Below are 23,651 nucleotides of genomic sequence, written 5' to 3'. Positions count from 1 at the left end.
CAGCCCTGATACCCGCGGATGCGTATCGCCGTCATCTCCGACATCCATGGCAACCTCGGTGCGTTGTCGGCGGTCCTCGCCGACATCGCCGCGCAGGACTGCGATAGCGTGGTGAACCTGGGCGACATTCTTTCCGGGCCGCTGCAGCCGGCGGAAACCGCCGATCTGCTGATGCCCTTGGCATTACCCACTATCCGCGGCAATCACGAGCGGCAACTGCTGGAAATGTCACCGGCAACGATGGGCGCCTCCGATGCCTATGCGCATGCCCGCCTGCGACAGGATCAGCGCGAGTGGCTGGCGCAACTTCCGGCCAGCCTGGTGTTGAACGAAGGCGTCTTGCTTTGCCATGGCACGCCGGCGAACGATCTGGAATATTTCCTGGAACATGTGGATGCGGGCGGCTTGCGGCCGGCCACACCGGACGAAGTGTGGGCGAAAGCCAGCGATGCGGCTTACCCGGTCATCGTGTGTGGACATACGCATGTGCCGCGGGCGGTACGCCTGGCCGATGGCAGGCTTATCGTCAATCCTGGTAGCGTCGGCTTGCCGGCGTACCACGCCAATCACCCTTTTCCGCACGACATTGAAAACCACAGTCCAAAGGCGCGTTACGCCGTACTCGACAACACCAGCGGGCGATGGAATGCCGAACTGATCGCGGTCGACTACGACCATGAAGCAGCCGCCAAGCTGGCATTGGAACACGGCAGCCCCGAGTGGGCGCATGCATTGCGAACGGGCCGCGTCGCGCCCGAGGAGAACTGATGTATTCGTTGGCCCGCCCCTTTCTGTTTGGCCTGGACGCGGAACGCGCCCACGGACTGGGTCTCAACGCGCTGGAACTGGCTTACCGCACCGGCACCACCGGATTGCTGACCAATCCCATCGCACCGATGCCTACCAAGTTATTGGGCCTGACGTTCCCCAATCCCGTCGGCCTGGCCGCCGGCCTGGACAAGAATGGCGCGCATATCGATGCCTTGTTCGCACTGGGCTTCGGCTTTGTCGAAGTGGGCACCGTCACGCCACGACCGCAAGCGGGCAACCCCAAACCACGCATGTTTCGCCTGCCCCAGCACCGCGCCATCATCAATCGTCTCGGCTTCAATAACGAAGGCGTCGATGTACTGGTGCGCAATGTCGAGCGCGCGCGGCGGAAGGGCGGCTTGCTGGGCATCAATATCGGAAAGAACAAGGACACTTCCAACGAGCGCGCCGCTTCCGACTATTTGTATTGCCTGGAACGCATCTATCCGCTTGCCGACTACATCACCATCAACATCTCCTCGCCCAACACCGCGGGGCTGCGCGAGTTGCAGGAAGAGCAAGCACTGCGCCATCTCATCGGCACGCTGCGCGATGCGCAGGAAGAACTCGGAGCGCAGCACGGCAAGCGCGTACCGATGCTGGTCAAGGTGGCGCCCGATCTGTCGGATGACGACATCGACGCGGTGGCGCGCGTACTCGCGGACCTGTCCGTGGATGGCGTGATCGCCACCAACACGACGGTGTCCCGCATCAACGTGCAAGATCATTCGCTGGCTCATGAAACCGGCGGCCTGTCCGGTGCGCCGTTGATGGGCCAGTCGACGACGGTGCTGCGCCGTCTGCGTGCCCGCCTGCCGGACAACATCCCACTGATCGGAGTCGGCGGCATTCTTTCGGGTGCCGATGCGGTGGCGAAGATGTCCGCAGGCGCCTCGCTGGTGCAGTGCTATACCGGCCTGATCTATCGCGGTCCGGAACTGGTGGGCGAATGCGTGGAGGCGATTCGCCGCCGCCGCGAAGCGCCCAGCCGCGGAGCGGTCGCACCGGAATGAACAATGCCTTTCGATTGATCGAGAGCGCTGAGCTCGACCACCGCAACACGTTCGGCATCGCCGCGCGTGCGCCCTGGCTGATCGAAATTGCCGACACCGACGCGCTACCCGAAGTACTCGCCCTGCCCCGATTGCGCGATGCGCCCGTCCTGATCCTCGGCGGCGGCAGCAATCTGCTGTTCGCGGGAAACCCGGAAGGCGCCGTGGTGTCGTTCGACTGCCGTCGCATGACCGTGCTGCAGGAGCACGACGATCATGCAGTGGTGCGTGCGGACGCGGGTGCCGAGTGGCACGCGCTGGTGCTGTGGACACTGCAGCAGGGATTGTCCGGGCTGGAAAACCTGGCGTTGATTCCAGGCACGGCCGGCGCGGCACCCATCCAGAATATAGGCGCCTATGGCTGTGAAGTAGGCGAATACGTGCATGCCGTGGAGGCCTTCGACCGAACCACCGGCGAACTGCGCCGACTGGATCGCGCCGCGTGCGCATTCGCTTACCGCGACAGCCTGTTCAAGCGCGAGCCCGACCGCTACGTGGTGACAGCGGTGGAATTGTCGCTGCCGCGCGCGCCTGCGTTGCGCCTGGACTACGCAGGGATACGCGAAGAACTGGCAGAAATGAATGTGGCTTCGCCCGACGCACGCAGCGTGGCGCAAGCGGTAATCCGCATTCGACAGCGCAAGCTGCCCGATCCAGCCGTGATCGGCAACGCCGGCAGCTTCTTCAAGAATCCAATCGTCCCCGCTGCATTGGCGGAGGATCTGCAGCATCGGCACGCAGGCTTGCCAATGTTCCGTGGCGACGCCGCCGATAACCGCAAGCTTTCCGCCGCCTGGATGATCGAGACCAGTGGCTGGAAAGGTTTCCGCGAGGGTGATGCCGGCGTGTCGGAGCAACACGCCCTGGTGCTGGTCAATCACGGCAGCGCGACAGGCGCGCAGCTACTCTCGCTGGCGCGCCGCATTGCTGATTCGGTACAGGCGCGTTTTGGTATCGCGATAGAACCGGAACCGAAAGTGATCGGGGCGCGTTGGTAGAGATGAGCGTTTGATGCCCACCATTCCACACCATTTCCGTGCAGCGTCGTTGATGCTCGGCAGTACGATGTTCTTCGGCTTGATGGTGGTGGCAATCCGGCTGGCATCGGAAACGCTTCACACCTTCGAGATCGCTTTCTTCCGCAACTTCTTCGGATTGATTGCTGCGCTGCCGCTGCTGATCCGGCATGGTCCGGGGTTGCTGAAGACCACCCAATTTCCGCGCTATGTGTTCCGCTGCGTGATCGGCATTTGTTCGATGCTGGCCGGCTTCTGGGCTATCGGCCATCTGCCGTTGGCGCAAGCGGTATCGTTGTCCTACTCGACTCCTCTGTTCGTGACGTTGGCCGCGGCTGCGCTGTTGAACGAAAAGGTCCGTGCCCGGCGCTGGACGGCGGTGGGGTTGGGCTTCCTGGGTGTGTTGATCATCGTGCGTCCAGGCAGCACGGAATTCAGCATCGGGGCGGTAGTGGCGGTATTGGCCGCGGTACTCAGCAGTATCGTCGCCATCCAGATCAAACAGCTGTCGCAAACCGAACCGGCGGACCGCATCGTCATCTACACCACACTGCTGTGGGTGCCGATGTCATTGGTCCCTGCGCTGGCGGTGTGGCAGTGGCCACAGGGCATCACGTGGCTGTGGGTGATCGCGGCCGGGATCATGGGCACCGGCGGCCACATGCTGTGGACACGCGCATTGAAGCTGGGCGAAGTTTCGGCGCTGACACCGATCAGTTTCATGCAGTTGCCTGTCGTGGCGCTATTCGGCTGGTGGTTGTTCGACGAAACGCTGGATCGCTGGACCTTGCTGGGCGCCGCGATCATCTTCGGCGCCAATGCCTACATCGCGCATCGCGAAGCGGTACTCGCAAAGCGAGCCGCGAGCGAATCGCCGACTTCCGCCGCCAAGCCGGGCGAATGAGCATAGCTCGGCGTCACACCCGGACTCTCGGGAACGCATCGTCCGCTTGGGGGCGACCTACCAATGCGTTGCCCTACGTAGAGCGGAGCTCGCTCCGCTGCTTTTGACGTACCGCCGAGGGTTGGTTTTTGGCATACCAGCAAGAGCAGCGGAGCAAGCTCCGCTCTACGTCGGTATCCAATCGTCGGTGGATTGTTGGCCGGGATTACGCCCCGGCGCTCGGAACACGGGCGTGTCATAGCGTCGGCGCGCGGAGCCGATCTACCAATGCCTGCCTTGCGTAGAGCGGAGCTCGCTCCGCTGCTTTTGACGTGCCGCCGAGAGCTGGTTTTTGGCATGCCACAAAGAGCAGCGGAGCAAGCTCCGCTCTACGTTGGCGTCCAATCCTCGGTGGATTGTTGGTCGGGATTACGCCTGGCGCTCGGAATACGAGCGTGTCATAACGTCGGCGCGTGGGGCTGACCTACCGACGCGTGCCTTGCGTAGAGCGGAGCTCGCTCCGCTGCTTTTGACGTACCGCCGAGAGCCGGTTTTGGCATACCACCAAGAGCAGCGGAGCAAGCTCCGCTCTACGTTGGCATTCAATCGTCGGCGACTCTCGTAGGTCGGATTACACGCCGGCGCTCGGGAGCGCGGGCGTGTCATGCGTCGGCCACGTGGGGGCGACCTACCGCATCACCACTTTTCCGGGGCGTCGATCGGCGCGGATTGCGTCGGCCATCGCGCGCTGCGGTTCGCTGAGTTGGGTGGGGTCGGCGGCCAGCAATGGCGCCATGTAGCGTTGGCGTAATTCGGCTGCCGCGGCTTTCTGTCCCAACTGTTCGTAGGCTTCGACCAGGTTCCAGGCACCGGCTACGGTTTCCGGATGGTCCTCACCCAGCAAGCGGCGCCGCACTTCGAACAATTCCCGGAGTGACGCTATGGCAGTGACGTTGTCGCCCACCTGCAGGGACGCGTCGCCGCGGATCAGCATGGCGGCCTGGGTTTGCGGGTGTTTGACGTCCAACACCTGCTTGGCGAGCGGCAGGGCTTCTTCCAATAGTTCGAGCGCAGCGCCCGCTTGTCCGGCACGAAACAAGGTGCCGGCGTGATTGATGAGGATGGAAACCGTGTCCGGATGCTTGCGACCGAACAGCCGTGTGCGCATTTCGATCACCTGCTCTTCCACCGGCAGCGCGGATGCGTAGTCGTCAAGGCGCGCAAAAGCCGTCGCGAGGTTCAGACGCGCGCGAATGGTTTGCGGGTGTTCCGCACCCAGCACACGCACACGCGCTTCCAGCACGGACTTCATCATCGGCAACGCCTCCTCTGCGCGGCCGGAGTCGGTGAGCATGTTGGCGAGCGTGCCACGTGCATGCAGGGTTATCGGATGTTCGGCGCCCAGTCGGCGCATCTGTATTGCGACCAGCTGGCGTTGCAATTGCACGGCGCCTTCTTTCTCGCCCGTGATCATGCGGACGATGGCCAGGTTGGTGGTGGCGCTCAACGTGTCCTCGTGATCCGGCCCGAGCACGGCTGTGCGCAGCGGCACCAGTTTCTCCATGTTCTCGCGCGCCTGCTTCAATTCGCCGACGGCGCGCTGCTGATCGGATAGGTCGTTCAACACGTCCATGGCGGCGGGGTCGCGCTCGCCCACCGTCGCGACCAGACGGTCGTGCAACGCCTGCAACATGCTTTTGGCGCGCTCGCGATCGCCTTTGGCGGCTATCGCGCGTGCGTGCGCCAATTCCAGCTTGACCCGGGTGCGGTCGTTGGGCGGCAACGCGTGAGCGCTAGGCAAAGACTGTTCCAGCACTTCCATCGCCTGATCGATCCGCGCCGCGGTCAGCAGCGAACTGGCCTGCTCCTGGCGAGCCATCAGCGTGGCGGCATTGCCTTCGCCCAATGTCCGGCTGCGGTACTCGGCGACTTGCCGGAAGTTTTCCACGGCCTTGTCGTTGACACCCAATGCCGCCTGCACGCGCGCGACGGATTCGCGCAGTTGGCTGGCTAATTCAGGCTCATCGGCGAAGTCGCGGCCGATGGCGGCTTCCGCACTGGCGAGCAGATGGATATCGATTAGTTCCCGCGCCAGATCGGCGGTACTGGCGCGTGCCAGCGTCGTATCGAAGGCCGCGCTGGCGCCTGGGTCGGTGATGGCAATCTGCTTGCGCAGTCCATCGGCCATGCCGATGCCCATCGCTTCGATCTCGATGCCTTCCAGCATCGATTGTTGGAAAGCGACTACTTTTTCCAACTCCGCGCTGCGCTTTTCCGCTACGGCGCGTTGCGTTCGCGCCTGCATCAAACCGTACACCGACAACGTCAGGCCACCTAGCAAAGCGAACAGCACCAGGCTCGCGGCGACAAACGCCACGCGGTGCCGGCGCACGAACTTGCTCCACACATAACGGCGACTGGCGGGTACTGCCGAAAGTGGCCGACCTTCGAGAAAGCGGCGCAGGTCTTCGGCCAGCTCCGCGACGGCGGCGTAACGCTCTGCGCGGTCGTGGCGCATCGCCTTCAGCACGACCCAATCCAGCTCGCCGCGCAGCGCACGCCGCATCCCGGCCAGACTGAGCCCGTGCTTGCGCGCGAGCTTCTCCGCATCGGCATGCGGCAACGTCCCCAGCTTCTCGGAAGGTGCCCGCAAAGTGGTGGAGGCCGGCAGCAAGGTTTCGCCCATCGCGGTGGGGCGGCTTCCGGTCAGTAGTTCGTACAGCACGACCCCCAGCGAATAGACATCGCTGCGCGTATCGATCGCCGCGGTGTCTCCGTCCGCTTGCTCCGGACTCATGTACTCGGGTGTTCCGGCGCGCTCGTGGCTGGCCGTGCCGATGGCGCGCGAAGCAACCGTGGCGATGCCGAAGTCGATGATCTTCGGTGACGGTCGCCCGTCAATTTCATCCACCAGGATGTTGCCTGGCTTCAGATCGCGGTGGACCACGCCTTTGTGGTGGGCATGTTGCACGCCTTCACAGATACGGATGAACAACTCGATGCGCTGGCGGAGCGTCAACGCGTGGTCTTCGCAGAAACGCGTGACCGGGCTGCCCTCGATGTACTCCATCGCGAAATACGGAAAGCCTTCCGGGGTCGCACCGGCGTCGTAGATCTGGGCAATCGACGGATGGCGCATCTGCGCCAGCAGTTGCCGTTCTATCTCGAAATAAGCGAGATGCCGCGCATCCAGCCGCTGTGCACGCAGCAGCTTCAAGGCGACCGTTCGTCGCACCGGCTCCAACTGCTCGGCGCGGTAGACATCGCCCATGCCGCCGCGGCCCAGGATCGATTCGATTCGGTAGCGGCCAAGCCGGGAGCCCGGCGCCAAAGCATCGACTTGAACCGTGCCGGCGTCCGGCGTGCGGGTAGCGAGGCTTTCTGTTGGCCCCAGATCATCGTGCGGGTGCTGCGTCGTCATCTGCCACTCCCCCCGTGGACTGCCCGTCATGTTACCGGATGCGCCTGCGGTTGAAGGGTATTCCAGCTACACTCCGCATCTAGGGCCTGTTAACACTATTGGGATAGGCCACGCCGCAATCCAGTGCGTGCGGGGCAAGGAAGAATGAGGAAATGTATGCCGATACATGCCCGAGTGATGACGCAGTCCCGTGCGCAGTGGATTGCGGCCCCCGTATCAAGTACGGGGCAGGCTCTTCGGGTTGCTTCCCCGCTTTGCCAGGAACTTGCGCGTGGCTTGAACAGGCGGCCAGCCTGCCGCTACGCCGCGCACAAGCCCCTGGCAAAGCGGGGAAGCAACGTGACCTATCCCAATAGCATTAACAGGCCCTAGGGGCCCACGATCACCGGCGCATGTCTCCAGCCAACAAAGATCCTCACACCACTCAACGTACGGTACTCAGCGGCGGTCCCAACGAGGATTCGTCGCGCTCGGCATGCGTGGTGGTGATCCATGGCGAAGGATTGGGCCGCCGTGTCGATGTCGAGGACAAGCCGGTGGTGGTAGGCCGTTCGCAGGAGGCGGACCTGCACATCCCGCACAAGAGCGTTTCCCGCCAGCACTGCCAGATCTGGCGTGACGGTGACCAGTACTGGGTGCGCGACCTGGGCGCCACCAACACCACCAAGCTCAACGAAAAACCCGTTCACGAAGCCGCATTGAACGATGGCGACCATCTGACGCTGGGCGAAAGCATCCTCAAGTTCATCAGCCACTCCAGTGTGGAGGCGCGCTATCACGAAGAAATCTATCAACTCGCCACGCACGACGCGCTGACGGACCTGTACAACCGCCGGCATTTCATAGAAGTGGCGGAGAAGGAGATCGCGCGTGCGATGCGTCACCAGCGTCCGCTGACGATGTGCATCATCGATGTGGATCTGTTCAAGCCGGTCAACGACCGCTACGGCCACATTTCCGGCGACAACGTGCTGCGTCAGATCGCCGGCCTGCTGCACCGGCACGTGCGCAACGACGATGCCGCCGCGCGTATCGGAGGCGAGGAATTTGCAGTGCTTTTGCCGGAGTGCGACGCGGACGCCGCATTCCACTTCGCCGAGCGCCTGCGCGAAGCCGTAGCGGAGACGGTGTTCAAGCCAGGCGGCGAAGCGCAACAAATCACCGTCAGCATCGGTATCGCGCCGATGACGCCCGAGCGCGACACCTGCAGCCGCATGATGGCTGCCGCCGATGCGGCGCTCTACCGTGCCAAGAGCGAGGGGCGCAACCGGGTGTGCGTGGAGCGCTGAGGCCGTTTCCAAGGCCCTGCCTGCCGGGGGCGTCGACGGCGATAGCAATAGCCGTGAAGACGCTTATCGTAGAGCGGAGCTTGCTCCGCTGCTCTCGGGTCTAGGGCGAAGAGCAGCCGAGCAAGCTTGGCTCTACCGAGGCGCCAATCCGAACCTGCCTACATCCATCGCGACGGATCACAAGCAGGCTATCAGGCCGCTCCGGCGAGCGGGCCCTCCATCGAGCCGCTCACAACTTTCGGTATGGCATGCACTTCGAAGCCACGCTCACGCCAGGCGTCGATGCCACCCCGCAGCGGCATGACGTCGACGAACTGATGCTTGCGCAGTTGGGCGGCCATCCACGCGGCGGAGACCTCGTCCGGGCATGCGCAGTAGATGACGATCTTTCGTTCGCGCGGATATGCCGACACGATCTCATCCAGCTTGCGCTCGTCGGCGAATACCGCGCCGGGAATGACGAACGGATCGATCTCGCGGAAGCCGGGAGCGCGGATATCGAATACGACGGGGGCGGACTCCGAACTCATCAGCGCATGCAGATCATCCGGCTCGATGCGGGTTGATTCCAGTGCCTTGAGCAACGCCCGCCGGCGGCGCCAGCGCACCGCGATATACGCGGCCAGTACCAGGCCAATCAAGACCCCGGCACCGGTACCTAACTGGCTCAGCGTCTCCAGCACGCTTTCCACCTGGTTGGCGAACACCGCTCCCAGCGCCAGCCCCACGCTGGCCCAAAGCGCGGCACCCAAGCCGTCATAGCGCAGGAACGAAGATGTTCCTGCCTGCATGGCGCCCGCCAGCGGCACCGACACCATCGACAGCCCCGGTACGAACTTGGCGACCGACAGCACGCGCACGCCATAGCGTCCATAAAAGCGTTCGGTCTGCTTCATGCAGCTGTCGCGCGACAACGACAGCCGGCACAGCGACTGCATGGTGCGGTTGCCGTAGCGTCGGCCAGCCAGGTACCAGGCGCTGTCGCCGATGAGGCTGGCCAGCACCGATACCGCCAGCACGCCCAGTAGCGGCAGCCACATGGGCTCGGCCGCCAAAGCCACGCTCGCGCCGACCAGGATCAGGGTCGGCATCGCCGGCACCGGCAGTCCCAGCGACAGCGCCAGGACATTGGCGAACACCAGCAGTACGCCATAACGTTCGACCAGCTCTTGCATGTCTGTACCTGTTTGCCGGGTGTCCGGCATGGGCGCCCACTCGGCTATGGTGTGACCGCGCTCGCTCCACGGCAAGCGCGAGCGTTGCAACGATGCGTTTACAACTTCGCCCGGGGACCGGGCTGGACACCGACCGGAGCGCCGTCCAGTCTGCTCAGGGCGGGTCATCCTTAGAGCACAGGCGGAATCACGAACATATGAAAACCATTGGCATGATCGGCGGCATGAGTTGGGAATCCACCCTGCCCTATTACCGGCTGGTCAATGAAACCGTCCGCGAACGCCTCGGCGGGCTGCATTCGGCCAAGCTGGTGCTGTACAGCGTGGATTTCCAGGAAATAGAACGGCTGCAACACAGCGGCGATTGGGACCGCGCGGGCGAGGCGATGGCGCACGCGGCACGGGCGCTGCACGCGGCCGGTGCCGACTTCCTGATCCTGTGCACCAACACCATGCACAAAGTCGCCGCCGCCGTCGAAACCGCGGTGCCCATTCCCTTCCTGCACATCGCCGACGCCACGGCGGATGCGATCACTCAGGCCGGTTTGCGCCGGGTGGGCCTGCTGGGCACCCGCTTTACCATGGAACAGGACTTCTATCGCGAGCGGCTGCAGCGCCACGGTATCGAAGTGGACGTGCCCGCCCCGCACGAACGCGAGGAAATCCACCGGGTGATCTACGAAGAACTCTGCCAGGGCCTCGTGCTCGACAGCTCCCGAGACAGCTACCGGCGCATCATCGCCGGACTGCAGGTGCGCGGCGCCGAAGCGGTGATCCTGGGTTGCACCGAAATCATGTTGTTGATCGGTCCCGAAGACGCCGACATTCCGATGTTCGATACCACCGCGCTGCATGCGCGGGCGGCGGCATTAGCCAGCCTGGATTAGGGCCTGTCTACGCGCCGTCGTCCGCAGCGCTGGCTCGCTTCCAAGGCCGCGCGCCCCACCTGAACATCACGAAGTAAACACCGGCGGCCCACGCCATGCCGGCAAGCCACCCGCCCAGGATGTCGGACGGATAGTGCACGCCCAGGTAGATGCGCGATGCGCCGACCTGCAACACGAACGCCAGCGCCACCACCAGCACCAGCCAGCGCCAGCGCGTATGCCAGCTCAGCAGGATCAAGGTCATCGCCAGCGTCATCGATCCCATGGCATGGCCGCTGGGAAAGCTGAACGTGGTTTCCGGCGCCAGCGATTCCCAGAGCGTCGGGCGATCACGCCGAAAAAATTGCTTGGTCGCCAGGTTGAGCAACGCCGAACCCGCGAACGATGCCGCCGCGAATGACGCTTCCCGCCAACGCCGCGCCAAGAGCAGTGTCAGCACCAACAAGATGTCGATCGGTATTACGCCGTACCGGTAGCCGGCGGCGGAAACACCGATGAACCACTGGTCCAGCCCGGGCGTGGCCGACGCGTGCGCTCTCAGCAGAAGCAACTCGTCGTAGAAGAACGCTTCCTGCTCGTGCACTTCATCGGCCAGTTCGACAAAGCCCCACAGCGGCAACAGCAAGCCCACGAACAACCAGACCATGCGCCCGGCATGCTGGCGAAAAATGGCGGCGATGATGCGAGCGCCCTGCGCGACGATCTCGGGGCTGTTCACGATCCGCACCATGCCGAGCGCACCAGGGGATTCAACAGGAGCTGGAACAGGCTCTCAGCCGGCGCTTCGCGCATATTTGGTTTCGACATAGTGGTCGATCAGTGCGACGAATTCCTGCGCGATGTTCTCGCCACGCAACGTCACCGTCTTCTCGCCATCGACGAATACCGGCGCGGAGGGTGCTTCGCCCGTGCCGGGCAATGAGATGCCAATGTTGGCGTGACGCGATTCGCCGGGTCCGTTCACCACGCAACCCATCACCGCCAAGGTCATGTTTTCCGCGCCCGGGTGACTGATCTTCCATTCCGGCATCTTGCCGCGCACGTGGTTCTGCACCACCTTGGCCAGTTCCTGAAAGAATTCCGAAGTGGTGCGCCCGCAGCCCGGGCACGCGGTGACCATCGGCGTGAAGGCACGTTGACCGGTGGTCTGGAGCAGCTCCTGCGCGACGATCACTTCCGCCGTGCGCGATTGACCGGGTTCCGGCGTGAGCGAAATGCGGATGGTGTCGCCAATGCCTTCCTGCAGCAGCACCGACAACGCGGCAGCGGACGCCACAATCCCTTTGCTGCCGATGCCTGCTTCGGTCAGGCCCAAATGCAGCGCGAAGTCCGAACGCTGGGCCAGGTCGCGGTAGACGGCGATCAGCTCCTGCACACCGCTTACTTTGGCCGACAGCACGATGCGATCGCGCGGCAAACCAATCTCCACTGCACGTTCTGCCGAATCCAGCGCGGACCGGATCAATGCTTCACGCAATACGTGGCCGGCGTCCCACGGGTCCGACCGCTGCGCGTTCTCGTCCATCAGTTGCGCGGCCAGCGACTGGTCCAGCGAACCCCAGTTGGCGCCGATGCGAACAGGCTTGTCGTAGCGGATGGCGAACTCGATCAATTGCGCGAACTGGGTGTCTCTCTTCTTGCCGAAGCCAACGTTGCCCGGATTGATGCGGTACTTGGCGAGCGCTTCGGCGCAGGCCGGTTCGTTGGTCAGCAGCTGGTGGCCGTTGTAGTGGAAATCGCCGATCAACGGCACATCGATGCCCATCATCCGCAACTTCTCGGCGATGCGGGGAATCGCGGCAGCCGATTCCGGGTTGTTCACCGTCAAGCGCACCATTTCCGAACCGGCGCGCCAGAGTTCGGCCACCTGCTTCACACTGCCGGCAATGTCGGCGGTGTCGGTGTTGGTCATGGATTGCACCACCACCGGATGTCCCCCGCCCAGCAGCACACCGCCAATCTTGACGGTCTGGGTGATGCGGCGGGGCCAGGCGGTGGCGTTGGCGGGAGGCGTGGGGCGAGTGACGGCGTCGTGCATGGGGCTATTTTAGACCGGGATGGGCAACGCAGCCCGCATGGATTTCCATTCGGAGAAATCCACTGGTCATCGGCGACGGCTTGCGCCTGCGACCGTCTGCCGCAGGGCTGCTCGCGGTCCCATGCTCTAGCATGTACGCATGTCCCCCATCGATTCATCGCCCTCTTTCCTGCGTACGCTGTGCAATCTGCGCTGGGTCGCCATCGTGGGCCAGGCGGCCGCGGTCCTGGTGGCGCTGGGCCCCATGCGGCTCGCCCTGCCGCAATGGCCGCTATGGTCGGGGATTGGTCTGTTGGCGGCGTTCAACTTGTACGCCACGTGGCGCAGTCGACGGCGTCCGGAGGAATCGTCCCGCGAGGCGTTCTGCCACATCCTGGTGGACGTGGCGGTGCTGGCTTGGCTGGTGGGCTGGAGCGGCGGTGCCGGCAATCCGTTCAGTTCGATGTTCCTGCTGCTGATCGTGGTGGCCGCCTTGGCACTGCCGCTACGCTGGGTATTGGGTACCGCCGCGGCTTGTCTGCTGGCGTATGCGCTGATGACGATGCTCGGGCGGCCATTGCCGCACCTGCGTGACCGCGGCATCGACCTGCATACCGTGGGCATGGCGGTGAATTTCGTGCTTTCGGCGGGTGTGGTCCTGTTTTTCTCCACCCGGATGGTCACTGCGCTGCGCCAGCGCGAACGCGAACTGGCGGTACTGCGCGAACGGTTTGCCCGCAACGAAGGCATCGTGGCACTGGCTACCCATGCGGCGGCGGTCGCGCACGAACTGAATACGCCATTGGCCACCATGACGCTGCTGGCCGAAGACATCCGGGAACAGTCGCCTTCCGTCGAAGTACGCGAGGACGCCACGACGCTGCGGCAGCTGATCGATCTCTGCCGCGACCGGGTGCGCGCCCTGGCCGATTCCGCCGACATGGACACGGACACCGCGGTCGACCTGGATCAGGTCGTCCAACGCTGGAAGCTGGTCCGCCCCGCCATCGAACTACACCGCGAAGGCGAACTGCCGCCCGGTCTGCTGGTCGACCCATCGGTGGGCCATCTGCTGCAAGCCCTGCTCAACAATGCCGCCGACGCCAGCCAGCAAGCAGGTTCTTCGCGCGTGGACCTGGCGCTGCGTCGCGAAGCTGAGGGACTGGTGGGTGAAATCCGCGACTACGGCAATGGCTTCCATGGTTCGCTGCCGTTTCATTCCGACACGTTGTTCCGAAGCAGCAAGCCCGATGGCATGGGCGTGGGACTGGCGTTATCGCACGCCACGGTGGAGCGCCTGGGTGGCTCACTGACCATGCAGACGCTCAAGCCTCGCGGAGTACGCGTGCAGTTCCGCCTGCCACGGCCAGGATTTCCAGAGGAGGTATGATGAAAGGCCTGCTGATCGACGACGACGAACTGTATGCGCGCACGCTGCAGCGCAGCCTGGCCCGTCGCGGTATCGAGACGGAGATCGCTTCGGATGCGCACAGCGCGTTGTTGTTGGCGCGCGCATCGCCTCCTGATTTCGCTCTGGTGGACTTGAAGCTGGGCGAAGATTCCGGGCTGAGCCTGATCCAGCCCTTGCGCGACCTGCGCGCGGACATGCGCATCCTGCTGGTCACCGGCTATGCCAGCGTCGCCACCGCGGTGGAGTCGATCAAACGCGGCGCCGACGATTACTTGCCCAAACCGGCTTCGCTATCGACCATCCTCGGTGCGCTGGGCGTGGAACAAAGGCCTGAGTCGGCCGAACCAGAAGACAGGATGACGCCGCTGTACCGCTTGGAATGGGAACACATCCAGCAGGCCCTGGCGGAAACCGACGGCAACATCTCCGCCGCGGCACGCTTGCTAGGCATGCACCGCCGATCTCTGCAGCGCAAATTGCTGAAGCGCCCAGGACCGGAACGCAGACAAATAGACGAATAACGTAGGGCGGGTATCGACCCGCCATCGCCATGCGCCCAACAACGGCGGGCAATCAAAGAAATCATTTCCGCAGCACTGCAAGAACGCTTCCGATGTGTTCTTTGCGCCAGCATCCAAATGGCGACGACGGGTCGGGGCCAACCCTATTTTTCTTTATGAAATCCCGCCGCTGCGCTACGGTATCGCCATGACCGATCCCGCCCGCGATGTCCTCACTCCCAGCCAGCTCAACACGCTGGCGCGCGATCTGCTGGAAAGCGCGTTTCCCCTGGTCTGGGTGGAAGGCGAATTGGGCAACGTCACCCGGCCCGGCTCCGGCCATTTGTATTTCACGCTGAAGGACGCGCGTGCGCAGGTGCGCTGCGCCATGTTCAAGCCCAAGAGCCAATGGCTGAAGTTCGTTCCGCGCGAGGGTCTGCGTGTGATGGCACGCGGCCGGTTGACGCTGTACGAAGCACGCGGCGACTACCAGTTGGTCATCGACCACCTGGAAGAATCAGGCGAAGGCGCATTGCGCCGTGCTTACGAAGAACTCAAGGCGAAGCTGTCGGCCGAAGGGCTGTTCGACACCGAACGCAAGCGTCCGCTACCTACGCATCTACGCCGGCTGGCTGTCATCACTTCCCCCACTGGCGCAGCGGTGCGCGACGTATTGAGCGTGCTGTCGCGACGCTTTCCACTGCTGGAAGTGGATGTGCTGCCTGTGCAAGTGCAAGGCGAATCCGCGCCGGCGCAGATCGTCGCCATGTTGAAGCGAGCCGGTGCCTCAGGCCGTTACGACGCAGTGCTGATCACCCGCGGTGGCGGTTCACTTGAAGACCTGTGGGCGTTCAATCAGGAGCCGCTGATACGCGCGATTGCGGCCGCACCAATGCCCGTGGTTTCCGCGATTGGTCACGAAACCGACTTCACGCTTGCTGATTTCGTCGCCGACCTGCGTGCACCTACGCCGTCCGCGGCAGCGGAATTGCTGGTGCCGGATCATCGCGATCTGCAGGCGCGCCTGAACGCGCTGGAACGTCGCCTACGCATGCTGCACACGCACCGCCTGCGCCAGGCCATGCAACGCGCCGACCGCGCCGCCTTGCGCTTGAACGCGCTACATCCCCAAACCCGGCTATCGATGCTGAAGCGACGTCATCAGGAAGCGGAGCGCCGGTTGCATGCGCTCTGGCGCGATCAACAACAACGCCGCAATGCCGCACTTCGGCAGGCGGCAGCGGTGCTGCGCGCGCATCAACCGCAACGCCGTTTGGCGGTGCTGCGTGAACGTTTGCGCGTGTTGGGCCTCCGTCCACAAGCGTGCATCGCCCGGACATTGCAACGCGATGCCCTGAGATTGCGCGGACTGGCACGATCGCTGGAAACCGTCAGCCCGTTGGCCACCGTCGCTCGCGGCTATGCCATCGTCACCCGCGAGGACGGGAGCTTGGTCCGTTCGGTCGCCCAGGTGGAGGCCGGCGACTCCGTAAGCGCGCGGCTAAGCGATGGCGATATCAAACTACGGGTCCTGTAAGAGCGGCCGTTACTTCGTAGGAGCGGCGCCCCGCCGCGAGCTCCTCCCGTCAGATCGCGATAAGAACGAAGAGCGATCGAAGCCTGAGGTTCGCCACCTAGACGCGCTGCGGCGCGTTCTTGATCGCGTTCACCGAACGGCTATCGGGGCGCGGAGCGGCGTCCCGCCGCGAGCTCTTCCCGTCAGATCGCGATAAAGAACGAAACGCTCGCGGCGGGACGCCGCTCCTACAAAGAGGTACCAGGACCTTAACCCCACTCCCCAACCCGACGCGTTCGACTTCTTGTCCACCACAGGAGTCCCGCCATGCATCACCGTCGCCTTTGCCTCTCCCTGTTGGCCGCCGCCGTCCTGGCCGGCTGCCAATCCAGTCCTTCCGCCGAAGACACCGCCGCATCCGCAGCCGGGCATCCGCAAAAAGTGACCGCGGCTATCGCCGCCGATCAGCAGGCAGTCTTACGTGAAGAGCAATCCGCCGTCCGGCATTTGCAGCGCAAGGCTTCCAACGCCCAAGCTCGCTACCACGCCCCGCCTCCACCTCCCGCGCCCACCGAATCGGCCGCCATGGCACCGATGACCAGCGCCAACTTGTATGCCAGCACACCGCCGATGGCTCCCGTCATGGCGGCTGCGCCGGCTAATCCCGCCAACACGGAAAAATACGCCGAGCGTGACGACAACCCTGTTCATCGCACCACCGAACAATCGATATCCACTTTCTCGATCGACGTGGACACCGGCAGCTACAGCAATGTGCGCCGCATGTTGCGCGAGGGTATCCGGCCACCCGCGGACGCGGTGCGCGCGGAAGAATTCATCAACTACTTCAGCTATCAGCATCCCGCGCCTGCCGACCGCAGCCGTCCATTCCGTGTCACCACGGAGTTGTCGCCGGCCCCATGGAACGACAAACGCCAGTTGTTGATGATCGGCATCAAAGGCTACGACGTGCCTAAAGCCACGCTGCCGCCGGCCAACCTGGTCTTTCTGCTGGACACTTCCGGCTCCATGGATTCACCGGACAAACTGCCGCTGCTGAAACAAACCTTGGCGCGGTTGGTGCCGCAGTTGCGCGAACAGGATCGCGTTTCCATCGTGGTCTACGCCGGTTCCGCCGGGTTGGTCCTGCCGCCTACGCCGGGCGATCGTCATCAGGACATCCTGGGCGCCCTGGAACGCTTGCAAGCGGGCGGGAGCACCAATGGCGGCGATGGCATCCGCCTGGCCTATGCGATGGCGCGGCAGACCTTCATCAAAGGCGGCGTTAACCGAGTGATCCTGGCCACCGATGGCGATTTCAATGTCGGCACGGTCAGTCAGGACGCACTGGAAACCCTGGTCGCGGACCAGCGTCAATCCGGCATCGCGCTAACCACGCTCGGATTCGGTCAAGGCAACTACAACGATGCACTGGCCGAACGCCTGGCCGATGTGGGCGACGGCAACCACGCCTACATCGACACGCTGCAGGAAGGCCGCAAGGTGCTGGTGGAGGAAATGCAGGCGACGTTGATGACGATCGCGCGCGACGTGAAGATACAGATCGAGTTCAATCCCGCCGCTGTGTCCGAATATCGCTTGATCGGCTACGAGAATCGTCTGCTGAATCGCGAAGACTTCGCCAACGACAAGGTCGATGCCGGCGATATCGGCGCCGGCCATGAAGTCACCGCGATCTACGAGATCACACCGGCCGGCAGCGGCGCGAACCGGTTGCCATCGCTGCGCTACGCCGAAGGAAAGCCGGTCGCGCGCACCAGCAGCGATGAACTCGCCCATCTACGTCTGCGCTACAAGCGCCCCGGCCAGGACAAGAGCGAACTGATCGAAACGCCCGTGTTGCGCTCATCGCTTACCTCCAGCCCCAGTCCTTCGATTCGATTCGCCAGCGCGGTTGCCGCCTATGCGGACCTGCTGCGCGGTGGCACGCATATCGAGAGCTGGACATGGAACGATGTAGCTGCCGCGGCTAAAAGCGCCCGTGGAGAAGATCGCTATGGATTGCGACAGGAATTCGTTGAGTTGGTGGAGCAAGGCCGGCGATTGGCGGCGAGCGAAAGCAATGCGCCCGTGATTGCTAGCGAATAACCAAGTTCACGCCCGCACAAGGATGTGCGGGCCCATACACCCCGACCTGGGAGCGACGTAAGTCGCGACCGGAAGTCCGCGAGATCCAGTGCTCACAATGAAGTGCATGGTAAAGATGTACTGATTATTTTGGCTTTCCGGTCGCGACTTACGTCGCCCCCACAAGTCGGGCTCCACGTGGCATTACACCGTCGCCACGCCACCCATCTGCGGTGCCGGGCGGCCGAACAGGTAGCCTTGGCCGAAGCAGCAGCCCAGGTCCAGCAAGGCTTGCCGCTGGCATTCGGTCTCCACGCCCTCGGCGATGGCGTCGATGCCCAGGGTGCTGGCGAGCGCCAGGATGGCGCGTACCAACGCCAGGCTTTCCGGGCGGCCTTCGCTGCCGATGCCGGCAATGAAGCTGCGATCAATCTTCAGCACCGAAATCGGGAACCGGTGCAGGTAGGACAACGCCGAGAAACCAGTACCGAAGTCATCCAACTGCGCCAGGACACCGTGCTGACGCAGCGTACGCAAGATCCGCAGCGTGCGCGGCGCATCGTCGAGCAGCGCCACTTCGGTGATTTCCAGACGCAGTCGCGAAGGATCCGCACCGGCGCTATCGAACATCGCCAGCAACCGGTCGGCGAAATCCGGCGAACGGAAATGGCGCGGCGAGACGTTGACCGATATATAGCCCTCGCCGCCGCGCGCGATCTGCTGCACCACCTGCTCGTACAGCAGCCAGTCGACCTGCTCGATCAAACCGCTGTCCTCGCCCAGGCTGATGAACTCCGCGGGGAGCAACAGTCCCCGCCGTTCATGCTGCCAGCGCAACAGCGCCTCGTAGCCGATCACTTCGCCGTTCTCCAGGCGCGTGATCGGTTGGTAGTACGGCATGAAATCGTGGTTGTTGATGGCGCGGCGCAAGTCCGCTTCCAGATCCAGGCTCTGCATCGCCGCTTCGCGCATGGCTTCATCGAACATCGCGCAGCGGTCGCGCCCCTGTTCCTTGGCGCGGTACATCGCCGCGTCGGCATCGCGCAGGAGCTCTTCGCCATTGCGATAGCGCGGGTGCCAGACCGCGATACCCAGGCTGGCGGAAGGAAACAGCTCGCGCCCGGCCACCCACATCGGCCTTCCCAGTGCTGACAACAACCGCTGCGCCAGCTCACGCACGCTTTCCTCGCCGTCGGCGTACTCCACCAGGATGGCGAATTCGTCGCCGCCCAGACGCGAGACTACGTCGTTGGCACGCATGCTCAGGGAGATGCGTCGCGACACCTCGATCAGCAGTTCGTCGCCGGCGGCATGGCCCATGCTGTCGTTGACCAGCTTGAACCGGTCCAGGTCCAGGAACAGCACGGCGAAAGCTTGGCCGTCGCCGTGGCGAGCGCGCTCTATCGCCGCGGACAAACGATCCAGCAGGTGCGGCCGGTTCGGCAACCCGGTCAGCGCATCGTGCGTGGCCTGGTAGGTAAGCCGCTGTTCCGCGCGTAGACGCTCCGCGATCTGTGCCAGCAATTGGTTATTGGCTTCGGCCAACTCGCGGGTACGCTCCTCCACGCGCCGCTCCAGTTCGGCGTGAGCGGCGCGCAGCCGCTCGTGCGCGCGCTGGCGATCCAGGCCGTTGCCGATGTGATGCGCGACGAACATCAGCAGGCTCTGGTCGTGGGCGGTGAACGCCACATCGGGCGAATAGCTCTGCACCACGACCGCGCCCACCACGTCTTCGCCACGAAACAAGGGCACGCCCAGCCAACTGTACGCGGGCGGCCCATGCTGCTGCAGGCTGCCTTGTTCGGCCAGCCTGCGGATCACCTCGCGATCGGCCAACAACGGCTTACCGCTGGCGATGACATATTCGGTCAGCCCATTGGTCAGGCGGCGGGACTGGCGGATGGGATCGCGCTCATCGATGGAATACGGAAACTGCAGGGTGTCGCCCGCGTCCGATACCAGCGCGATATAGAAATTGCGCGCATTGATCAGCTCATCCACCACCGCATGCACATCGGCGTAGAAGCGTTCCAAATTCTCCGAAGTGATCGCCAGATCGGTGATGCGGAACAGTGCCCCTTGCAGTTTTTCCGCGCGCTTGCGCTCGATGATTTCCGCCTGCAGTTCGCGGTTGGCGCGCTGCAGTTCATGCGTGCGTGCTTCGACGCGACGCTCCAGGTCCACGTGCGCGTGCTTGCGGTCCAACGCGGTAAGAATGTGCTGGGCCACGTAACCCAGCAACGCGCGGTCTTCGTCGGCGTAGCTGGCCGGCGCGTCGTAGCTCTGCACCACGATGGCACCGCAGATGCGGTCGTCGCGGCGCATCGGAACGCCCAGCCAGTCAAGACTGTCCGGTCCGTGGGAAGGATCGCGCATGACCCCCAGCTTCTGCCGGATGACCGATGACGGCCCGCGCAGCGGCTGCCCATGGCGCAGCAGCGCGAAGGTCATGCTGTTGACCATTTCCTCTTCGCTGAACTCGCGACCGGGCTCGGCCACATAGGGGTCGCGCTGGTCGGCGAAATACAGGAAACGCACTGTGCGCCGCTGATCGTCATACAGCACGATGTAGCAGTTTTCCGCATACATCAGCGAGCCGACGACGGTATGGATGCGCCGGAGCATCTCCGGCATCTCCAGATCGGCGCTGGCGAGATCGGCGATCTCATACAGCGCCTGCTGCAGACGCTTGGACTTTTCCAGCGATACCACACGCGCCTGCGCGCGTGCCGCATCCTGCGTGGTCATCAGCAAGGTCCTGGCCAACAGCAGCCAGGATTCCTCTTCGGCAGAGGTCAACGGCTGCGGCACCGACCAGGCAATCGCCATCCGCGCATTGCCGTCGGTGTTGTCCCAGGCATGCACGCGCACATCAGGCTCGTCGAGCTCCGATGGAGAATCGGACAGCGCCTGCTCGGCACGGCGGCGCAGTACAGGCAGCGCATTGGAGGACAGCGCGGCGCCGGAACCAAGCGCCCAATCGCGCCAGCAAACGCCCAAGGCAGCGTCATCCGGCAGCATGCCGCACAGGATCTGGACGACCCGGTCGATCGGCGATGACGGAGTGTCGACACGAGACATGTCGGCGCTTACGGGTCGGCTGGGCATTCCTGGTCCCGAAGGAGGCGATGTGGCGGCATGGATAACAACGGGATTTTCCCCAAGCGGCGAGCATACCGCTATCCAGGGGCGGCAATGCTCTCGGCGGACGAATATCGATTCAAAAACCCCGCTGGGACAAGCTGGCCGTTTACAAGTCCATGCTCATCCCAGCCGCAATTACGGATTTCGCCGCCGTTTCTCCGCTGAACGTACCCGGCCGTCTGAAGCGGACACATCCGGTCACCCGCTCCGGCTTCCCGCGCGCGCGCGAACCGCTTACCCTGACGCCGGTGAACGACCTTGCTGAACCCGCCGACGAATCGCTGATGCTGGCCTATGCGGCCGGCGACGCCAATGCCTTCGAGCAGCTTTATGCCCGTCACCGGGGACCGTTGTATCGGTTTCTGCTCCGTCAGCTGCGCGATCCGGCACTGGCCGATGAGTTCTTCCAGGACGTCTGGCAGCGGGTCATTACCGCACGGAGCGGTTGGAAGCCGGAAGCCGCATTCACCACGTGGTTGTTCCGCATTGCCCACAATAGGCTCAATGATCACTGGCGCGCCCTCAAGCACCGGCCACCGGCGCCGGACGACGCCGAGGACCGGACCGCCCGCGTACAGGACCCGGACACACCGGAGCGTCAGCTGTCGGAATTCGAACAACGGCGCCGTTTGCAACTGGCCATGGCCGAACTGCCGGACGATCAGCGCGAAGTGCTGCATCTGCGGCTGGAGCAGGAATTGACCTTGGAGGAAATCGGCGAGATCACCGGCGTTGGCCGGGAAACCGTCAAGTCGCGACTGCGTTATGCGATGGACAAGCTGCGTGCGAGATTGAGCGAATGATCAGGCAACAAGAACCACTGACGCCGGAAGAGCGCGAACTGGCTGCCCAGCTGTCGCGGCTGGGTCCGCACGGTGAGCCCTCGCCCGCGCTGGATTCCCGGATCATGGCCGCGGCGCACGCGGAGTTGGCCGCCACAAAAAGCCGTCGGCAAAAACCACGCTGGCCAGTGGCGTTGAGTTTGGCGGCGTCGGTGCTATTGGCCGTCGGCGTGGCCTGGCAGCTGCGGCCGTTACAGGAAACGCCTACGGCAAGCGAAGTCCCAACTGCAGCCGCCGCACCCGAATCCCCGCCACTGGCGGCCGTCGAAACCCAGGCCGCGGACGTCGCCGAACAAATTGCGGATGCCACGCCTCCTCCCCCGGCACCTGAAGCGTTCCCAGTGACGCCCGATACAAATAGTGGTGCCGCACCCGCCGGTCCACCGCAGCTGGAAAAGCCAGCCGCGCCAGGCACCGCCGCGCGTGCTCCCGCACCTGTTAAATACCTCGCCCGGGTACCTACACCCAAATCAACAACCCCGGAGACCGCCCGTTACTCACCACCGCCACCGCCGCCCCCGCCTGCGCCAGCTGAAGACGCACGTGCCGGCGCCTTGGCAGAGCCCGCGCCGATAATGCAGGCCTCGCATGATGCGGAGCGAACCGCCGTGCAGGCGGAGCAAGCGGCACAAGCCAAACGCGCGCGCGATGAGGCCACCAGCAACCGTCTGTTGCTGCGTGAGAGCGAGCAGCGTAGACGGCAGGAATCTCCAATGGCCGCCGCCAGCGCCATCGCGCAAGACACCATCGCCGAGGAAGCCAGCTCTGCGCGTGCCACGCTGCGGCGCACCGATCTGCAATTGCCGGTCGCCGAAGACGCCAAGCTGGCACCGGCGGAGTGGCTGAACCGCATCCGCCTGCGGCGCGACCTGGGCGATAGCGGCAACGCGAGCGCCAGCTTGCGGTTGTTCGTCGATGCGCATCCGTTCCAACGCGTGCCGGAAGACCTTCGCCCGCTGCTCGGCGAAGAATGAGCGATACCCTGGTCACGGCTGCCTCGCATGTTCTGGAGGTCAAGCACAGTCGTTTCATCGTGCACGCCGCGCCGGTCACCGCACCCGAAGCAGCACTGGCGTTCCTCTCGCAGGTTGCCGATCCCGCCGCCACCCACAACTGCTGGGCCTATCGGATTGGGGGCGAATATCGTTCCAGCGACGATGGCGAACCTGCCGGCACCGCCGGACGTCCCATCCTGGCTGCGATCGAAGGGCAAGGCTACGACCAGGTGATGGTGGTGGTTACCCGTTGGTTCGGCGGCATCAAGCTAGGCGCGGGCGGCCTGGTGCGCGCTTACGGCGGCGCGGCGGCGGAATGCCTGCGTGTCGCTCAACGCCGGCCATTGATCGCCTTGCGCGAGCTGGCGATCGCCTGTCTGTTCGAGGATCTGGGCCATGTGCATGGCGCCTTGGACCTTCATCACGCGGAAAAACTCGGCGAAAGTTTCGACGAATCCGGGGCACAACTTCGATTGCAGATGCCCGAAACCTGCGTGGACGCCTTGAAAATCCACCTCCGCGACGCCACACGTAACCGGGTACGGTTTATCGATGTGCCGGAAGCGGCATCGAAAGAGTGAGTCGACCGGGGTACTTGTGGGAGC

At 63.9% G+C, this 23,651-nt stretch carries 18 protein-coding genes; 13 read left to right on the top strand and 5 right to left on the bottom strand.

Features of this window, described 5'->3' with window-relative positions; all coding sequences use genetic code 11:
* Nucleotides 1-18 precede the first annotated feature (18 nt).
* From AADW18_RS00150 to AADW18_RS00135, 4 genes are read left to right on the top strand one after another with little or no spacing between them, the layout of a single operon-like run.
* Entirely contained in the window at nt 19-768 is a 750-nt protein-coding gene (locus AADW18_RS00150; RefSeq protein WP_337341325.1) for a metallophosphoesterase family protein, read from the top strand.
* Nucleotides 768-1,823, top strand: a complete 1,056-nt coding sequence (locus AADW18_RS00145; protein WP_337341324.1) for a quinone-dependent dihydroorotate dehydrogenase — start codon at nt 768-770, stop codon at nt 1,821-1,823. Before AADW18_RS00150 ends, AADW18_RS00145 begins: the two co-directional genes overlap by 1 nt.
* The gene (gene murB, locus AADW18_RS00140) at nt 1,820-2,860 is read left to right on the top strand and encodes a UDP-N-acetylmuramate dehydrogenase (protein WP_337341323.1); all 1,041 of its coding nucleotides are present in this window, start codon (nt 1,820-1,822) and stop codon (nt 2,858-2,860) included. The genes AADW18_RS00145 and murB overlap by 4 nt, the downstream gene beginning before the upstream one ends.
* Before the next feature lie 13 nt (nt 2,861-2,873).
* Entirely contained in the window at nt 2,874-3,782 is a 909-nt protein-coding gene (locus tag AADW18_RS00135) for a DMT family transporter (protein ID WP_337341322.1), read from the top strand.
* Nucleotides 3,783-4,449: 667 nt separating this feature from the next.
* Here AADW18_RS00135 and AADW18_RS00130 read toward each other — a convergent pair.
* Complete coding sequence (locus AADW18_RS00130) at nt 4,450-7,182, bottom strand: serine/threonine-protein kinase (RefSeq protein ID WP_337341321.1); 2,733 nt, start codon at nt 7,180-7,182, stop codon at nt 4,450-4,452.
* Nucleotides 7,183-7,574: 392 nt separating this feature from the next.
* Here AADW18_RS00130 and AADW18_RS00125 point away from each other — a divergent pair, with 392 nt between their 5' ends.
* Complete coding sequence (locus AADW18_RS00125) at nt 7,575-8,471, top strand: GGDEF domain-containing protein (protein ID WP_337341320.1); 897 nt, start codon at nt 7,575-7,577, stop codon at nt 8,469-8,471.
* Between the two features lie 191 nt (nt 8,472-8,662).
* Here the strand turns inward: AADW18_RS00125 and AADW18_RS00120 are convergent, their stop codons facing one another.
* A complete protein-coding gene (locus AADW18_RS00120) occupies nt 8,663-9,646 on the bottom strand; it encodes a DedA family protein/thiosulfate sulfurtransferase GlpE (protein ID WP_337341319.1) in 984 nt (327 codons plus the stop codon).
* Between the two features lie 197 nt (nt 9,647-9,843).
* Between AADW18_RS00120 and AADW18_RS00115 the strand changes: the two genes are divergently transcribed.
* Nucleotides 9,844-10,533: an aspartate/glutamate racemase family protein gene (locus AADW18_RS00115; protein ID WP_337341318.1), complete on the top strand. Its 690-nt coding sequence runs from the start codon at nt 9,844-9,846 to the stop codon at nt 10,531-10,533.
* Between the two features lie 7 nt (nt 10,534-10,540).
* On the opposite strand, the gene AADW18_RS00110 is transcribed toward AADW18_RS00115, so the two are convergent.
* Both AADW18_RS00110 and ispG read right to left on the bottom strand, forming a co-directional pair.
* Nucleotides 10,541-11,179 carry a phosphatase PAP2 family protein gene (locus tag AADW18_RS00110; protein WP_337342083.1) on the bottom strand — a complete coding sequence of 213 codons (639 nt, stop codon included), beginning with the start codon at nt 11,177-11,179 and terminating at the stop codon, nt 10,541-10,543.
* 126 nt (nt 11,180-11,305) lie between these two features.
* Nucleotides 11,306-12,571 carry a flavodoxin-dependent (E)-4-hydroxy-3-methylbut-2-enyl-diphosphate synthase gene (gene ispG, locus AADW18_RS00105; protein ID WP_337341317.1) on the bottom strand — a complete coding sequence of 422 codons (1,266 nt, stop codon included), beginning with the start codon at nt 12,569-12,571 and terminating at the stop codon, nt 11,306-11,308.
* 139 nt (nt 12,572-12,710) lie between these two features.
* On the opposite strand from ispG, the gene AADW18_RS00100 reads away from it, so the two are divergent.
* From AADW18_RS00100 to AADW18_RS00085, 4 genes are all read left to right on the top strand, one after another.
* Nucleotides 12,711-13,940: an ATP-binding protein gene (locus AADW18_RS00100; RefSeq protein WP_337341316.1), complete on the top strand. Its 1,230-nt coding sequence runs from the start codon at nt 12,711-12,713 to the stop codon at nt 13,938-13,940.
* On the top strand, nt 13,940-14,482 hold the full coding sequence (locus AADW18_RS00095) for a response regulator transcription factor (RefSeq protein WP_337341315.1): 543 nt from the start codon (nt 13,940-13,942) through the stop codon (nt 14,480-14,482). Before AADW18_RS00100 ends, AADW18_RS00095 begins: the two co-directional genes overlap by 1 nt.
* Nucleotides 14,483-14,669: 187 nt before the next feature.
* Entirely contained in the window at nt 14,670-15,998 is a 1,329-nt protein-coding gene (xseA, locus tag AADW18_RS00090) for an exodeoxyribonuclease VII large subunit (RefSeq protein ID WP_337341314.1), read from the top strand.
* 306 nt (nt 15,999-16,304) lie between these two features.
* Complete coding sequence (locus tag AADW18_RS00085) at nt 16,305-18,086, top strand: VWA domain-containing protein (RefSeq protein WP_337341313.1); 1,782 nt, start codon at nt 16,305-16,307, stop codon at nt 18,084-18,086.
* A 183-nt stretch (nt 18,087-18,269) separates the two neighbouring features.
* Here the strand turns inward: AADW18_RS00085 and AADW18_RS00080 are convergent, their stop codons facing one another.
* Nucleotides 18,270-21,146: an EAL domain-containing protein gene (locus tag AADW18_RS00080; protein WP_337341312.1), complete on the bottom strand. Its 2,877-nt coding sequence runs from the start codon at nt 21,144-21,146 to the stop codon at nt 18,270-18,272.
* A 311-nt stretch (nt 21,147-21,457) separates the two neighbouring features.
* On the opposite strand from AADW18_RS00080, the gene AADW18_RS00075 reads away from it, so the two are divergent.
* Genes AADW18_RS00075 through AADW18_RS00065 form a run of 3 tightly spaced genes read left to right on the top strand, consistent with a single transcriptional unit; the run spans nt 21,458 to nt 23,627 of the window.
* Nucleotides 21,458-22,012, top strand: a complete 555-nt coding sequence (locus tag AADW18_RS00075) for an RNA polymerase sigma factor (RefSeq protein ID WP_337342082.1) — start codon at nt 21,458-21,460, stop codon at nt 22,010-22,012.
* Nucleotides 22,009-23,025 (top strand): hypothetical protein, encoded by a 1,017-nt coding sequence (locus tag AADW18_RS00070; protein WP_337341311.1) that lies wholly within the window; start codon nt 22,009-22,011, stop codon nt 23,023-23,025. Before AADW18_RS00075 ends, AADW18_RS00070 begins: the two co-directional genes overlap by 4 nt.
* A complete protein-coding gene (locus tag AADW18_RS00065) occupies nt 23,022-23,627 on the top strand; it encodes a YigZ family protein (protein WP_337341310.1) in 606 nt (201 codons plus the stop codon). The genes AADW18_RS00070 and AADW18_RS00065 overlap by 4 nt, the downstream gene beginning before the upstream one ends.
* Nucleotides 23,628-23,651: the final 24 nt, after the last annotated feature.

It is taken from the genome of Pseudoxanthomonas sp. CCNWLY206-1 (assembly GCF_039710385.1).
GTDB lineage: Bacteria > Pseudomonadota > Gammaproteobacteria > Xanthomonadales > Xanthomonadaceae > Pseudoxanthomonas_A.
This window is presented reverse-complemented; position numbering and strand designations above follow the sequence as displayed.